The sequence below is a fragment of the Sphingobacteriales bacterium genome (genome assembly GCA_016700115.1).
In the GTDB taxonomy this organism is placed as follows: Bacteria; Bacteroidota; Bacteroidia; order Chitinophagales; family UBA2359; genus UBA2359.
This window is the reverse complement of sequence record CP064999.1, coordinates 2,986,638-3,001,573: the sequence shown is the minus strand read 5'-3', so window position 1 is coordinate 3,001,573 and position 14,936 is coordinate 2,986,638. Positions and strand designations below refer to the sequence as shown.

Sequence of the window (14,936 nt, the reverse complement as noted above, 5' to 3'; positions counted from 1 at the left end):
ATTTTTCAGAAACGAAGCCTCTAATTTGGCTGTCCTGATTTGACATCCGGTATCACATGATTTTGTTCAGCCACTTCGTTTTCAAGTTCTGAAAGGGATGTAAGAAACATTCCGGCAAAATGTTTGATATCGGGCATAATTTCACGACACGAAGTCAATCCGATAGAAACGTTTCCTGCATAACTGAACACAGTAATAATCAGACCAAGTCCATCAATCAGAGGGGCAATTGCAAGATTTTTCAACATTCTCGACCCGTTCATATACATGTGTCTGGAAGGACCGGGCACATTGGTAATTACCAGGTTAAACACAGGTTTATGAAGCTCCCCTATTTTCATTCGTGTATATAACCTGGCAGCAAGTGCATCTAACTGCGAAGGTATATAATCCATCAACTTCTCGGCTTTAACCGCTTTCTGGTGAACTTTAGACCCAACGGTACTTTTGTTTATCGCCTTTAAACGTTGAAGCGGGGAAGCTATATCGGTAGAAAGCGAAACTAACATCGCCGAAATATGATTACCAATAGCGTTTTCATTTCTTTCATCTCTTATCGAAACCGGTGCCATTGCTATCAGTGATTTCTGGGGCAGGTCATTTTTCTCTAAAAGGTAATGTCTTAACGCCCCTGAACAAACCGCTAAAATAACATCATTGACAGTAGTTCCCGGCACTTTGTTTTTGATGTTTTTGATGCGGTTGAGTTCAAGTTCAACTCCTGCAACTATACGGTGTGGCGTAACCGGCACATTAAATAAAGTTCGGGGTGCGGTGAAAGGTGCCGGAGGTGCTTTTCCCTGTACCGCAGCAATTTTTTTGTCTGCATTGTTTTTAAACAGACTTTCAATTGTTTTCCCAATGAGTTGCGCCACTTTAAAGGGAGTAGAAATAGCCTCTCCCGAATTCCGGATTAATAATTCTATATTCGTAGGAATTCTATCTGCTTTATGAGGAGGAAGGTGAAGAATTACTTCCTGATCAGCATGTGAATTAAATAAGAGTTCCATAATTGCCACTCCCGATTTGCCATCTATGGCAGCATGATGAACTTTGCTGATAATGGCAAAGGCATTATTGGTTTCCTGATCTAATTGCAAACCTTCAACCACCAAAACCTCCCAAAGTGCCCGTTGCCTGTCAAGTGGACGGCTGAAAAACCTCGAAGCCAATTGAAGCAATTCAACAGTATCGGCAGGTTGTGGTAAAGCAACATGGGAGATATGAAATTCGAGTTCAAAATCAGGATCATCAAACCAATATGGATGACCTAAATCCAACGGCACTTCCACTAATCTTTGTCTGAAAACCGGAAATTTCAATAGCCGCGAACCGATATATTGCTTCAAATTTTGAAAATCAAATTTTTTATCGGGAGCCGGATTTTCAAAAACATATACGCCGCCAACATGCATCGGAGTTCTATGCGATTCCAAATAATAGAAAGTTGCATCTAAAGTACTGAGTTGTTTCATTAGACGGGTATCATGGATTTAAGGATCTAAAACAAATTTGCCTTTTTTTACTGTACAAAGATAGATAAAAAACTATGAAGTAACAACAGGATAACAAACCCTGTTTCTCAAACAGTTGTACACTTAGGTAAAGTATAATAGTAAATTCTTGGATGATTAAATTCAGCTTATCAGCTTCACTTTTAAAAAATAATCAAATCAAGATCATTTGGACACAAAAAAACAAAAGACATTTTTAGAAGAATTATAAATCCGGAAATTCTATGACTCGAATAGTTGAAAATTCTGAAACAGACAGCAGATAAATACTGGTAAATATTTAAAAAAAAGCCTTAAATAAATTGGATTTTTTGCAACTTTGCGATTGAAGAACTTGAGAGAAATTTTTTACGGACATCTAAAATTGCCCCCTGACGCTTCTTATTTTTAACAAATTCAGGTATGTTAAACTACATCATCAAACGCTTCCTGTATGGTCTCCTTGTTTTATTGGGTGTTGTCTTTATCGTTTTTTGGTTATTTAACGGTTTGGGCGACCCTGCACGTCTAACACTTGGGCAAAGGGCGGATGTTGAAACTATCGAAGCAGTTAACCGCGAACTTGGGTTGGATAAACCCCGTGCTGTTCAGTTTGTGATGTATCTGAATGATGTCTTGCCATTTTCAATACACGAGAAAAATCTTAAAAACAAAGAAAAATACGGGTATTTGGAACTAATCCCCATCGGAGAAAAAGTGGTGGTGTTGAAAGCACCCTATTTGCGCCGTTCCTATCAGACAAAGCGTCCGGTAATGACCATGCTGATGGAGGCTTTACCCAAAACCGTAATACTTGCCCTGACAGCCATGTTGTTTGCCACTATAGTTGGGATAGTGTTGGGGGTTATTGCCGCTATTAATCAATTTAGTTGGATTGATAACAGCATTTTAGTCAGCTCTATTTTAGGTATTTCACAACCCTCTTATTTTTCAGGAATAATTCTGGCATTAATTTTTGGCTATTGGTTAGGTGATATAACCGGATTAAACTACACCGGTGGGTTGTACGTGATCAATGATTTTGGAGAAGAAGTCCTTCAATTAAAAAATCTGATTTTACCGGCATTGGCTTTAGGCGTTCGGCCGGTTTCAATCATCGTGCAACTAACTCGAAGCAGTATGCTCGATGTATTGTCTCAGGATTATATAAGAACTGCTCAGGCAAAAGGGTTGAGCAAGTATAAAATAGTTTTTAAACACGCTTTGCGAAATGCACTTAATCCGGTTATCACAGCAATTTCAGGTTGGTTGGCAGGGCTTTTAGCAGGAGCTTATTTTGTTGAAATCATATTTGATTATAAGGGGTTAGGGTATTTAACCATCAATGCGCTTAACAATCTCGATTTTCCTGTTGCTATGGGTGCAGTTTTATTTACAGCTTCGCTGTTTGTGGCTATCAATATTTTGGTGGACATACTTTATGGTTTGTTAGACCCCCGAATTTCGTATAAATAGATAAGGCTATCAAATGGATAAAAGCACGAACAAGAAAAAAGAAAAACCTGCTCATGGAAACCGTATTTTTTTAGTCGGGTTTATGGGTGCAGGTAAAACATCTGTGGGAAGATTGCTGGCAAGTATGCTTGGTTATCAGTTTGTGGATACAGATACTTTAGTTGAACAAGCTGAAGGACGCTCTGTTTCTGAAATATTCAGAGAACATGGGGAAGGTTATTTCAGAGAAATTGAAGCTGTTTGCCTGCGAAATGGTGTAATCCCAAGCGGTAATATTATCATTGCTACAGGAGGCGGAACCCCATGCTTTCATCTGAACATGAAATGGATGAAAGAACAAGGTACTACAATCATGTTGCACACACCACCTCATGTTTTGACAAACAGATTGTTCGTTTTGATGGCACATCGCCCGCTTATTGCAGGATTTAACAAAAAGAAGCAACTGCTGACTTATGTCGAAAACCAGTTAGTGATGCGTCATTATTACTATGATCAGGCAGACTACATTGTATATTGTAAAAAGAAAGAGGTGTTTTCTGTTGCTCAGGATTTAAAAGTTTTAATTGAGCGCATTTACAGCAAAGATCAATAACCCGGAAAACTTCTATTTTAAATTTAATTGACCGGTTATGATATCCAACTCAGAGTTAGTTTTAAACGATGACGGTAGTATTTACCACCTTCATTTACACCCTGAACAAATTGCCCCTGTAATCATTACCGTTGGTGATCCGGACAGAGTTGAGATGGTTTCAAAATATTTTGATGCCATTGAATTCCGTATTCAAAAACGGGAATTTATCACTCATACCGGAAGAATTGGCAATAAAAGACTGACTGTAATTTCAACAGGAATAGGAACCGATAATATTGATATTGTTTTAAACGAGTTAGATGCTTTGGTCAATATTGATTTAAAAACCCGAATCATCAAACCAAATCTTACCCCTTTAACCATTGTAAGACTGGGCACATCAGGTGCTTTGCATCCCGAAATTGCTGTGGATAGTTTTGTTGTTTCAACCCACGGTTTAGGGTTAGAAGGTTTGTTGCATTACTATCAGTTGTCGAATAATAAAAAAGAAACCGCAATCATTAACGCTTTACCTTTATTGAACCCTGATGTTCACCCGTATCTTACCGAGGGCAGTAGCTTGTTGCTCGATAAAATTGGTAACGGGATGATTAGCGGAATCACAGCAACCTGTGGTGGGTTTTATGGCCCTCAGGGAAGACAATTAAGGCTGCAACCTGCTATAAATGATATTTTAACCCGTTTGCAGGCGTTTAACCATCAAGGATATCGGGTTACTAACTTTGAGATGGAAACAGCAGCAATTTATGGGCTTTCCCGTCTTCTCGGACATCAAGCACTTTCTGTCAACGTAATTTTAGCAAATCGTGCAACAGGCCGGTTTAGCAGCAATCCTTCCAAAGCCGTTTCGTCTTTAATAACAGCTATGTTACCCAAAATCGCTGCTTTGTGAAATTTAACTCTTTTTGCGATTCAGATGTATGTCAACTCCTATTGCAAAAAGAAGAGCATTCCGTTTATAGGTATTTGTAAATGTCGAAGTCTCGACACTTGGAAAAGGAGCAGGAGCCGGTACAGGTGTATGGGTATATGAGGTAGATTCCTTTGCAAAAACAGATCTCATAACTCCTAAGTTAATTTCAATTTTTTCAGAAAATGCATATTGCCCTCCAATTGCTAAAGTGTGGCTATTGGTCCAAAAATCAACATCGGTTTGATACGCCGGCATCACACTCCAGTTACCAAATGTATATCCTCCGCTTATCGTCAAATCGGGATTTAGATGATACGCTAATGCTGTTTCTATTTCATAGTAGTTCTTTTCAATCAGCTTTTCTCTTCCATTATAATTGGCTTTTTTACTGAACACATAACGACCTCCGGCTGCAACCGTTAGTTTTTTATTCAGTATTTTATAGGCAACTCCTCCGGCTAAAATAGCGGGCAAATCTGACCTGACAGTTGAACCGTCTATAAAGAGCGGATCACTTGCCGGATTGCTTAAAACTCTTCCATCTTTTCCATCATTCACTTTTGTGGTGATATCTACATTCGTATTGAATTCATACTTGATGCCAATATCTAACCCATCAAAAGGCTGAACATGAACACCAAACATAGGGGTAAAACCATTTCCGGTTTGAACAACATCAATTTCCCTGTTGCCGGTATTGGCATCTAATTGGTCGGCAGCAACATTGAGAATGACAGCACTTAGAGGGCTGACAGTTGTGGTCAAAAATCTGCAATATTCTCCCGGACTAATCCAGTCGTTGTAAGTATCCGGAAAAATAGTTAAATCTCGTGTATGCCCTTCTGAAGAAATACGGGCAAAAACATAACGAACACCTCCCGCAACCGATAAGTATTTATTGAAGCGATAAGCTCCCCCAATTTGAGCACCGGCAAAAAAAGCAACACCGGTCGAACGAAAATCTACATTGTAAGCATTGATGTTTCGGTACTGACTATCTACCTGTGCCATCCCGAAAATATTTTGCAGGTTTGGTATAATATCGGCAATATTGCGTTCGGTAACGGGCAAACCTTTAAACTCTGCACCTCCACCGCCGGCAGTCGGATTAACTCCAACCGAAATGGATAATTTATTCCGGCGGTAAACAGCATATAAAGCCGGAAAAACAGGCGTGCTGACCGACCCCTCAAATTTAGTCGGAATGCTGTTCATATATTTGTAATCACTTTCGATTGAGGTTTCCTGACGTAATGCCAGATTAGAAATTGAAATATGAAACCCTTCAGGTAAAAAAGCAGTTCCGGCGAGATTATAAAAAACTGCATCTACATCTGTGCTGGCACCTCTGGAGGGCATTCTAATAAAATCACTGCTTTGAGTTGGGAGGGCGAAAAAATTAAATTTTTGAGAGGCTGCCAATTGTTGTTCAATGCTTGGCTCAGATGGAGTTTGAGCAAATAAACATTCAAAGTTCAACCATAGCAACAATAAAAATGGAGTAAATCTAAAGTGCATGTACAATAATTTTAAATAGAGTGATGAATATTTAACCTAAAGCCTGAAAAATGAATAATCACCAGAAAAATAAGGGCAATGCTACGACTTTTTAACGAAAATTTTAAGGGCAAAAAGAAGATAGAACAAAAAAAACGGGCAACCCTGAATAGATTGCCCGCTGCCCAAGTATAGCAATAAATTTTGCTTATAGCTTAACAATTTTTTTAGTAATGCTGTTCGAGTTTATGTTAACTCTTATAAAATAAACACCATTTGGGATATTTTTTAATGAACTCAAAGGTGTTTGATAGGTTCCTGAAGATTGTAAAACAGGGCTTAACACTGTTTCTATCTTCCGGCTCGACAAATCATATAATTCTATACTTACTGTAGCTTCAGAGTGTAAGTGATAGGTCAGGTAAGTATTGTTGAAATTGCTTGGATTGGGATAAACTTCGAAATTAAATCCGGTTTGTTCTGAAGGGGTAATTCCGCTGATAACAAACTGAGTAGTCTCAGAAGTGGCAGTACAACTGTTTAGTGTATAAGTAACGCTATAAGACCCTGATACCAAAGGAGTAAAAGTATTTGAGTTAGCCCCGTCAACAGGGATTCCATTCATATACCACTGATAAGTTTGGTAATCAGATGGAATTGATAAAACATTGTCATTTTGAACAATGGTTTCTGTACCAAGTGGTTCGGTTACCGTGATGTCAAATTCTGCAGTAATATCGTCATAGGTATAAGTAATTGTATGAGTTCCTATCCCTGCAACAGCCGGAACAAAAACATTACCTGTTATACCGGGACCTTCAAGAACGCCATCAGCAGGTGCAAACTCAAGTGCAACTTCCGGAGCATCTACACAATAAACAGAACTGGAAGCACTGACATCAACATAAGGGATCGGGCTTCCGGTCGTATATTGAATGATAGAAATCATCATTTCGTTATCTGTAGTTAGCCCGACTGAAACTGCTGAACTTCCAGTATTGTTATAGGTCGCTCTGTGATAAAGCCCTACTCCGGATGGCAAATTGTACATGGGTTCAAAATATCTGACCGGAGGATGACTCCAGTCATAAAATCCCAAATCGCATCCGCAGTTTTGATAGTCATAATATCCTTCGAAAAGCTGTTCTCCGGGTCCTCCGCTTAACTGTCTGTAAATATCAAAATCAACTCCATATTTATGAGTATGAGAGCTTAACATCCAGATGTTCCATTGCTGTGGGTTGTAAACAGGTTCTTGTAAAACATGAGTGCCCGGCGGAATGGTAAAGAAAATTGGGTTTTGAAAAATCAACAAATCAGATTGCATTTCTTTAATTGCTGTTCCTGTTGGTTGTGTATATACATTTATATAAACATCCGAAGGCAAAACAAGTCCGGCACTGTAGTTTGGAATATGGTAATTGAGATCGAGAATGGTGTTTTGATTCCAGAAATAAGCAGTGCCGGCAGGCAATCTGAAATCGTCAGAATATTGCCAAACAGATACCAAATTCGTTCCACTGCCTAACAAGGGGTTCTCACCGAACAAAGAAACTTCTCTAAGACCGTTTGAAACGCCATTAGCTGCTGAAGTAGAATTAAACTTGTAAAGGATAAAATGATGTGAACTTTGGTTCATAAAGGCTTCCATCCGTTTGATTTCGATGGCACTGCTTAACTGCGGGTTGTATTTTAACAAATATTCCTTTTCATCTAAAGAAGCGACAAAAATAGGCCCAAGGTGAATTTGAAAACCTTTATCCGGCGGAGGAGGAGCAGGACGATCTATAGGCTCAAAACCGCCCTCCATAAAATACTGGTCCACCAAATTTTCTGAAGCAATAGTTCCATTGATAGGCGCGCCTGCATAAATCCATTGTCTGATGATTTCAATATCCTGATTTTGAAGAGGTATGCTATAAAAAGGCATAGGTGCGCCTTCCTCTAAATCCAGATTACCTCCATCCAAATCGTGTACATAGCCGTTGCCGATTTTACGGAGTAAAAAACTTTTATAGGGATGTCCGGGCATAATCAGTTTTTGTCCTTTTGCGGCGGCGGCACTATTTTGTGGAGTTACATTCACAAGATTTGTATGTACTTGACTCGCAGTTCCACCTAAGTTCAACCCTCCTGAAGGGGCAACACCACTATGACAGGACGCACAGTTGTTTTGAATTAAAGTATAAACTCGGTTGAACGTTCCTGTTTGGGCAAAAGTTAATGAACTTAAGCATAAAAAAGCAGTCATCAAAATCGCAGAAAAGCGATTTATTTTTAAAAAAGGTGAAAGAGATTTTTTCATCAGAGATATTTTTGGAAGTCACTTATTTAGTTGATTTCAGGAGTTGAATCTATGTGAAACTATTCAACACACAAAAAAACCTTGCGGGAAGGGATTGATTTGTCATCCATTTTCCCGCAAGGTTTTGGTTAGCGCATGTTTGTCAATTGAACTTGTATGAACAAGAAATTTAGTTGAAAAAACCTTTTTGTAGATTATTGTTCAACTATTTTTTTAACTGTAGTAATGCCATCAATGGTAATTTTTACGATATAAACTCCGGCAGCCAACCCTTTTTCCTTAGCACTGAAAATATAAGTGTATTGAGCCGGTGCTTGTTGAGCATCAACCAGAGTAGTTACCAATTGACCTACTGTATTAAAAACTTCGGCTTTAACCGTCGAAGTTTGTGCTAATACATAAGAAATGTTAACCTGATTCTGATAAGGATTGGGAAAAACATAAATCTGCTGACCGTCAGAAATGTTGTTTTCAATCCCAACAACGCTAAAGTTAAAAGGCTCTGAAACGACTGAGCAACCATTCATAACGATTTCAACCGTATATTCACCGGGAGCTTGAGGGCTATAGAAAATTCCTGTAGCACCTGAAATCGGGTTGTCGTTAAAATACCATTGATATGAGTCGTAACCCGAATCAGTTCCGAGATAACCATCGTTATACGTTACTTCAGGGGCTTCGGGAGCAGGAACTACTGTAATGGTATAAGTAGCAGTCAAACCTTCAGCGGTGTAAGTGATATCATGTTCGCCAACTCCTGCCTCTGCAGGTATAAAAACGCCATCAACAACACCAGGTCCTGCCAAAACTCCACCGGCAGGATAAAGATTAAGATTTGCGGATTGCTCAACACAATAAGAACTTGCAATATTGGTAATTCCGACAAAAGGAATAGGTTCGCCTTCTGTATATTGAACCATAATCAACATCATTTCATCGTTGGTCGTCAAACCAAAAGTTACCCATTCATCGGAAGTATTGTTGAATTTTGCTTCCTGAACAAGTCCGGTTCCTGCAGCAACAGGATAGTAAGGTTCATAATATCGAATGGGTGGATGTTCCCAATCATAGTACCCAATATCACAATTGCAATAGGTGTAATCCATATATCCTTCAAAGATTTTTTCACCTTTATTCCCTTGAGGAGTTTGTACATAAAGGTCATAATCTGTTCCATATTTATGGGTATGAGTTGTCAGCATCCATAAATTCCATTGAGGGCCTATATCTATGTTTTCCGTCAAAGTCCATTCTCCCGGAGGCAATGTAAAGAACCCGCTGACTGATGGAGGCCATATAGTACTCGCATTATACAATATAAGATCGGACTTCATTTCTTTAATAGCCGTCCCCGTTGGTTGAGTATGTACATTCAGATAGAGATCGGCCGGCATTATGAGACCACCACTATAATTGCGTATATGGTAATTTAGGCTCAATACAGTATTGGCATCCCAGAAAAAAGCAGTTCCCGCAGGCATACGGATATCAACATCGTTTTGCCAACCGGCAACAAAAGAAGTGTTACTCGGTTCAATAGCAGTACTGACAATACTTACAGGATGTAACCCGTGGGAAGTTTCTTCGGCAATGGTTGGATTGTCATATTTATAGAGAATGAAGTGATGAGACTCGTCATTCATTTTAAGATTTAACCGGTTGACCTCATAATTTGAAGGCAAGTTTAAATCATATTTTACGTCATATTCCACTTCCTGATTGGGTTCTAAGAAAAGAGGGCCTAAGTGAATTTGAAATCCATTGGCCGGATTAGGTGGAGTTGGTCTGTCTAACAAAGGCAAACCCCCATCAGCATAATAATCCATAATAACCTGTTGATTGACCGTATAGCCGGACACTCCACCGGAAGGATTTAACTGAGCGCCTGCGAAAATCCATTGGCGAACCATTTCGAGTTCCACATTGGTCATGGGTTGTTCAGTTGCCCCGTAAGGAGGCATAGAACTGCCTTCTGCAGGAGTAAGAATTCCACCATCGTGCTGGTGAATTAACCCATTGTTAGCTTTAAGCAACAAAAAGCTGCGATAGGGATGCCCGGGATATACTAATTTGTGTCCTTTTCCGGCAGCAGTAGCATTGTCGGGAGTTACACCGACTAATTTTGCATGAACTTGCTCCGGTGTTCCGGTCATGTCTAAATTTCCTGTGAGATTTGAAGGGTTATGGCAACTTGCTGCACATTTAGACTGTAAGGTTGGATAAACCCTATCAGTAAAAACATTACTTTGAGCAAGAACCAAAGCCAAACTTCCGGTGAAAAGCCAAACAGCTAAAATCGCCAAAAAACGGGTAGTTTTACCTCTCATCATTGATATTTTATGGTTTGAAATGATTTACAAAATTCTGATTTAAACTAAAGTCTAAAATTCAATGCTTGCACTGAAAATCAGCCATAAAAATACTGCAATTTTTATTTAAAAAAAATGTTTCGTACTTCATTGTTACAAAACAATGATGGTTTTTTGAATTAAAGAGAAAAAAATTAAAAAAAACTTACGAGAGCATGGCAGATTCAAAAAAAACAACCTATTTTGCACCGTTAACCAGCAATCAAAACCTTTAATTAGTTTTAATATGGAAGACTTGAAAGTTTATTATGACATGGTCGAAAGTTGTATCACCCGTTTAGGTGTTGATGCAGTTTCGTCCAGAGGAACTGAAGATGGGCAATGGTCTTTGGTAAAAGGTTCGGCCAAAGTTTGGCTTGACCTTTGGCATATCGAAAAAGAAAGCCGTGCATATTTTCAGGTTCTTTCTCCGGTGTTGAAAGTTACTGATGTAGTTGCAGACAAAAAAAGTGAATTTTTAGACGAATTGCTCAAAATCAACCATTCTTTGTATGGAGTAGCATTTACTATTCACAATGACTTTTTGTGGATTAAAGTGATTCGCGAAGTAAAAGGATTGGATGAAGACGAGGCAATGGCCATGATTTCCAGAGTTGGTACTTATTCAGACGAATATGACGACTATTTGAAAGACAAATATCTTCCACCACCACCTCCTCCTCCAGCTCCTAATTCTCCGGTGTAAATTTAATGCGGTATTAATACTTAAATCAACCCCCTGTAATTATTTTATAAGTTGCAGGGGGTTGTTTTGTTTGGTACTTGTTGTAGTTTTGTCGCTGTCCACTAAATTTGCTGTACATGAAAGTAAATTACCCAATTTTACAAATCATTCTGGTTTTTTGTTGTTTATGTCATCATCTTCAACCTGTTTTTGCAGGGAATGATAAAAGAACCTTAGGAGGGAAACAAGCTGCAATGGGCAATACTTCGGTAACTTTTACCGATGTTTATGCCGTATTTTCAAATCAGGCAGGTTTGGCAGGTTTGAACAACTTTTCGGCAGGAATTTATGCTGAAAACAGGTTTTTGCTCAAAGACCTGAGTATGTTTGCGGTGGCTTTGGCTCTTCCGTTAAAAAGAAACGCCGGAACTTTTGGTTCGGGTATTACCTATTTTGGAAACAGCCTGTACAATGAAAGGCATATCAATCTGGCTTATGGCAGAAAACTATTTAAAGACTTATCTATCGGGATAGAATTAGATTATGTTGGAATTGCCATTGCAGATTATGGTTCTGCCCATGCTTTTACCTTTGGAATAGGAGCGCAGTATGTCTTTCTTCCCAAATTGGTCGGTGGTGCTCATATCTACAATCCTTTGCGTTGGCGTTTTACCGATTTCGAAGAAGACAGATTACCCACTATTGTTAAAGGGGGCTTGACTTATCTGCCTTCTGAAATTTTAACTATTGCGGTCGAAGCTGAGAAAAATTTAGATGCCCCGATGATGTTTAAATCAGGAATAGATTACCGCATTATTGAAAAATTATCGCTTCGGGCGGGAATTTCTACTTCTCCTTTTACCGGCACTTTCGGAATAGGGCTGAATTTGGGAAATTTAAAAATAGATTTTGCAAACAGTTTTCATCCTGTTCTTGGTTATTCCCCTCATTTTGGACTAATCTATTCGGCCTCGAAAAGAAAATCGCAGAGATAAGACAAATAACCAAGGTGCCCAACCTAATCGGTAAACACCAAGCCCTGTACAACTAAAGTTTGTTATCCTTTAAATTTCAATCGTCAAATTGCTGTTTTTTTACCAACTTTGCGCCAAATTTAATACAGGGCAAGGTTATGGCAGTTATTATTTCTTTCAGCAATCATAAAGGAGGGGTTGGCAAAACAACTTCAACGGTTAATGTGGGTGTTGCTTTGGCAAAAAAATTAGGCAAAAAAGTATTGATGATAGATTTAGACCCACAGTCAAATCTAACTCAAAGTATATCAGTTCCTGCAACTGAATACAATATTTATGGTGCGCTGATCGGGAACCATGGATTAGTGCCGGTACGGGTAGATCACAATTTATACATCATCCCTTCAAATCTCGATTTGTCCGGAGCTGAAATTGAACTGAGCGCTGAACCCGGAAGAGAGTTTATTTTGAGGGAAAAACTTGAACCCATCAAAAACAATTACGAATTTATATTGATTGACACACCGCCATCATTAGGACTGTTGACTATCAATGCTTTTGCGGCATCTAACAGTGTTTTTATCCCATTACAGGCCGAATATTTAGCTTTACAGGGTTTGGCAAAACTGACAGAAGTGATTTCCAAAATTCAGAAACGCCTGAATAAAAACCTGCAGTTGGGCGGTGTATTTATTACTCAATATGATGGCAGAAAAATATTGAATCGCGAAGTTGCCGAAACAATCGAAAAACACCTGAGTAGCAAAGTTATGCAAACCCGTATCAGAGAAAACGTAGCACTTGCCGAAGCCCCTTCTGTTCATCGGGATATTTTTGAATATAACCCTCATTGTAACGGAGCTAAAGACTACCTGAATTTGGCCAAAGAAATTGCAGAAATCTATAAATAACCGGCTGCTTTGTGTAAATCCATAACTAAACGGAATACATCTCTTCGCGCAACACTTTAAACTCCGGATTGGTGATGTATTCGTCAAACTCGGTCAGTTTGTCTATGCCTCCTTTAGGGGTAAGTTCAATGACGCGGTTTGCAAGTGTTTGGGTGAATGCGTGGTCGCGTGATGTAAACAATACCATACCTGCAAATTCTTTCAACCCACTATTGAATGCGGTTATGGCTTCCAAATCAAGGTGGTTCGTTGGTTCATCCAAAAGCAAAACATTGCCTTGCTGAAGCATTGCTCTTGAAACCATACAACGAACTTTTTCACCCCCCGAAAGAACGGATACACTTTTTTGGGTTTCTTCGCCAGAAAACAGCATGCGTCCTAAGAACCCACGAATAAATGACTCATCTTTTTCAGTTGAATACTGACGAAGCCAATCAACGAGGTTAAGGTCCACCTCATGGAAGTATTCGTGGTTTTCGTTGGGAATATATGCGGGGTTAATGGTTTGTCCCCATCTAAAACTACCTTCTGTGGGTTGTTTTTCACCCATTAATACCTGATAAAAGGCAGTACAGGCACGGCTGTTTCTCGAAATGATTGTGATTTTATCGTCATGCCCCATTTGAAAACTGACATTGCTGAACAATACTTCTCCTTCGGGGGTGGTATATCCCAATTTATCCACTTCGAGGATAGTTTTACCTGCTTCGCGTTCTTGTTTAAAAAATATGGCAGGAAACCGGCGATTGGATTGTTTCAACTCATCTATGTTGAGTTTTTCCAGAGCCTTTTTACGGCTTGTGGCTTGCTTGGACTTTGAAGCATTAGCACTGAACCGTTGGATAAATTCCATCAACTCTTGCCTTTTTACCTCATCTTTTTTATTTTTTTGAGATTGTTGCCGTTGCAGCAACTGACTCATTTCATACCAAAAGGTATAGTTTCCGGAAAACAACTGAATTTTACCAAAATCTATATCACAAATATGTGTACAAACCATGTCTAAAAAATGACGGTCGTGCGAAACAACAATCACCGTATTTTTAAAATCGGCTAAAAAATCTTCCAGCCAAATTGCGGTTTCGAGGTCAAGGTCGTTGGTAGGCTCGTCCAAAATCAACACATCGGGATTGCCAAAAAGTGCCTGAGCCAACAAAACCCGTACCTTTTCATTGTTGGTTAAATCTTTCATCAACCGGTAATGATTTTCTTCTTTGACACCTAAATGGCTTAACAGCTCTGCCGCATCGCTTTCAGCATCCCATCCGTTCATTTCGGCAAACTGCGCTTCCAAATCACCTGCTCTTAAGCCGTCCGCTTCCGTAAAATCTTCTTTGGCATACAAGGCTTCCTTTTCCTTGATTACATCGTAGAGTTTTTTATAACCCATAATAACGGTTTCGATAACCGGAAACTCATCAAACTCAAAGTGGTTTTGACGAAGCACCGCCATTCTTTCTCCCGGGCTAATTTCAATACTTCCGGTAGTGGCATCTACATCTCCGGCAAGTATTTTTAAAAAAGTAGATTTACCGGCTCCGTTTGCTCCGATAACACCATAACAGTTATTGCCCGAAAATTTAAGATTAACTTCATCAAAAAGAGTGCGTTTTCCGTAACGCAAAGATAAATTGGAAACCGAAATCATGGATTGTATGGCAAGGATAAATTATGAAAAAGCCAAAGGGGGTGCTTTTGGCGGTGCAAAGGTAATTGATTTCGGGGGTTTTCGGTTA

Annotated in this window: 11 protein-coding genes; 6 read left to right on the top strand and 5 right to left on the bottom strand. The window is 39.2% G+C overall.

Translation table 11 applies throughout. The annotated features are described in order from the left end of the window. Positions 1 to 20: 20 nt before the first annotated feature. Positions 21 to 1,475: a wax ester/triacylglycerol synthase family O-acyltransferase gene (locus IPM47_10770; protein QQS27394.1), complete on the bottom strand. Its 1,455-nt coding sequence runs from the start codon at positions 1,473 to 1,475 to the stop codon at positions 21 to 23. A 441-nt stretch (positions 1,476 to 1,916) separates the two neighbouring features. Here IPM47_10770 and IPM47_10765 point away from each other — a divergent pair, with 441 nt between their 5' ends. From IPM47_10765 to IPM47_10755, 3 genes are read left to right on the top strand one after another with little or no spacing between them, the layout of a single operon-like run. Further along, on the top strand, positions 1,917 to 2,969 hold the full coding sequence (locus IPM47_10765) for an ABC transporter permease (protein ID QQS27393.1): 1,053 nt from the start codon (positions 1,917 to 1,919) through the stop codon (positions 2,967 to 2,969). A 13-nt stretch (positions 2,970 to 2,982) separates the two neighbouring features. Further along, entirely contained in the window at positions 2,983 to 3,564 is a 582-nt protein-coding gene (locus IPM47_10760) for a shikimate kinase (protein QQS27392.1), read from the top strand. A gap of 37 nt (positions 3,565 to 3,601) precedes the next feature. After that, positions 3,602 to 4,459 carry a nucleoside phosphorylase gene (locus IPM47_10755; protein QQS27391.1) on the top strand — a complete coding sequence of 286 codons (858 nt, stop codon included), beginning with the start codon at positions 3,602 to 3,604 and terminating at the stop codon, positions 4,457 to 4,459. A 3-nt stretch (positions 4,460 to 4,462) separates the two neighbouring features. On the opposite strand, the gene IPM47_10750 is transcribed toward IPM47_10755, so the two are convergent. From IPM47_10750 to IPM47_10740, 3 genes are all read right to left on the bottom strand, one after another. Continuing rightward, positions 4,463 to 5,998, bottom strand: a complete 1,536-nt coding sequence (locus tag IPM47_10750; GenBank protein ID QQS27390.1) for a hypothetical protein — start codon at positions 5,996 to 5,998, stop codon at positions 4,463 to 4,465. Between the two features lie 187 nt (positions 5,999 to 6,185). Then, on the bottom strand, positions 6,186 to 8,282 hold the full coding sequence (locus IPM47_10745) for a T9SS type A sorting domain-containing protein (GenBank protein ID QQS27389.1): 2,097 nt from the start codon (positions 8,280 to 8,282) through the stop codon (positions 6,186 to 6,188). A 194-nt stretch (positions 8,283 to 8,476) separates the two neighbouring features. Beyond that, positions 8,477 to 10,612, bottom strand: coding sequence for a T9SS type A sorting domain-containing protein (locus tag IPM47_10740; GenBank protein QQS27388.1), 2,136 nt, complete (start codon positions 10,610 to 10,612; stop codon positions 8,477 to 8,479). Between the two features lie 265 nt (positions 10,613 to 10,877). Here IPM47_10740 and IPM47_10735 point away from each other — a divergent pair, with 265 nt between their 5' ends. From IPM47_10735 to IPM47_10725, 3 genes are all read left to right on the top strand, one after another. Then, positions 10,878 to 11,336: a YbjN domain-containing protein gene (locus tag IPM47_10735; GenBank protein QQS27387.1), complete on the top strand. Its 459-nt coding sequence runs from the start codon at positions 10,878 to 10,880 to the stop codon at positions 11,334 to 11,336. A 116-nt stretch (positions 11,337 to 11,452) separates the two neighbouring features. Further along, on the top strand, positions 11,453 to 12,310 hold the full coding sequence (locus tag IPM47_10730) for a hypothetical protein (protein ID QQS27386.1): 858 nt from the start codon (positions 11,453 to 11,455) through the stop codon (positions 12,308 to 12,310). A gap of 137 nt (positions 12,311 to 12,447) precedes the next feature. Further along, positions 12,448 to 13,200, top strand: coding sequence for a ParA family protein (locus IPM47_10725; GenBank protein ID QQS27385.1), 753 nt, complete (start codon positions 12,448 to 12,450; stop codon positions 13,198 to 13,200). Between the two features lie 25 nt (positions 13,201 to 13,225). On the opposite strand, the gene IPM47_10720 is transcribed toward IPM47_10725, so the two are convergent. After that, positions 13,226 to 14,848, bottom strand: coding sequence for an ATP-binding cassette domain-containing protein (locus IPM47_10720; protein QQS27384.1), 1,623 nt, complete (start codon positions 14,846 to 14,848; stop codon positions 13,226 to 13,228). Between the last annotated feature and the right edge of the window lie 88 nt (positions 14,849 to 14,936).

Bases quoted from the DNA above. Each gene is read 5' to 3' on its own strand.
- IPM47_10735 (QQS27387.1), top strand. From the start codon at position 10,878: ATGGAAGACTTGAAAGTTTATTATGACATGGTCGAAAGTTGTATCACC.
- IPM47_10760 (QQS27392.1), top strand. From the start codon at position 2,983: ATGGATAAAAGCACGAACAAGAAAAAAGAAAAACCTGCTCATGGAAAC.
- IPM47_10755 (QQS27391.1), top strand. From the start codon at position 3,602: ATGATATCCAACTCAGAGTTAGTTTTAAACGATGACGGTAGTATTTAC.
- IPM47_10750 (QQS27390.1), bottom strand. From the start codon at position 5,998: ATGCACTTTAGATTTACTCCATTTTTATTGTTGCTATGGTTGAACTTT.
- IPM47_10720 (QQS27384.1), bottom strand. From the start codon at position 14,848: ATGATTTCGGTTTCCAATTTATCTTTGCGTTACGGAAAACGCACTCTT.
- IPM47_10730 (QQS27386.1), top strand. From the start codon at position 11,453: ATGAAAGTAAATTACCCAATTTTACAAATCATTCTGGTTTTTTGTTGT.
- IPM47_10740 (QQS27388.1), bottom strand. From the start codon at position 10,612: ATGATGAGAGGTAAAACTACCCGTTTTTTGGCGATTTTAGCTGTTTGG.
- IPM47_10765 (QQS27393.1), top strand. From the start codon at position 1,917: ATGTTAAACTACATCATCAAACGCTTCCTGTATGGTCTCCTTGTTTTA.
- IPM47_10770 (QQS27394.1), bottom strand. From the start codon at position 1,475: ATGAAACAACTCAGTACTTTAGATGCAACTTTCTATTATTTGGAATCG.
- IPM47_10745 (QQS27389.1), bottom strand. From the start codon at position 8,282: ATGAAAAAATCTCTTTCACCTTTTTTAAAAATAAATCGCTTTTCTGCG.
- IPM47_10725 (QQS27385.1), top strand. From the start codon at position 12,448: ATGGCAGTTATTATTTCTTTCAGCAATCATAAAGGAGGGGTTGGCAAA.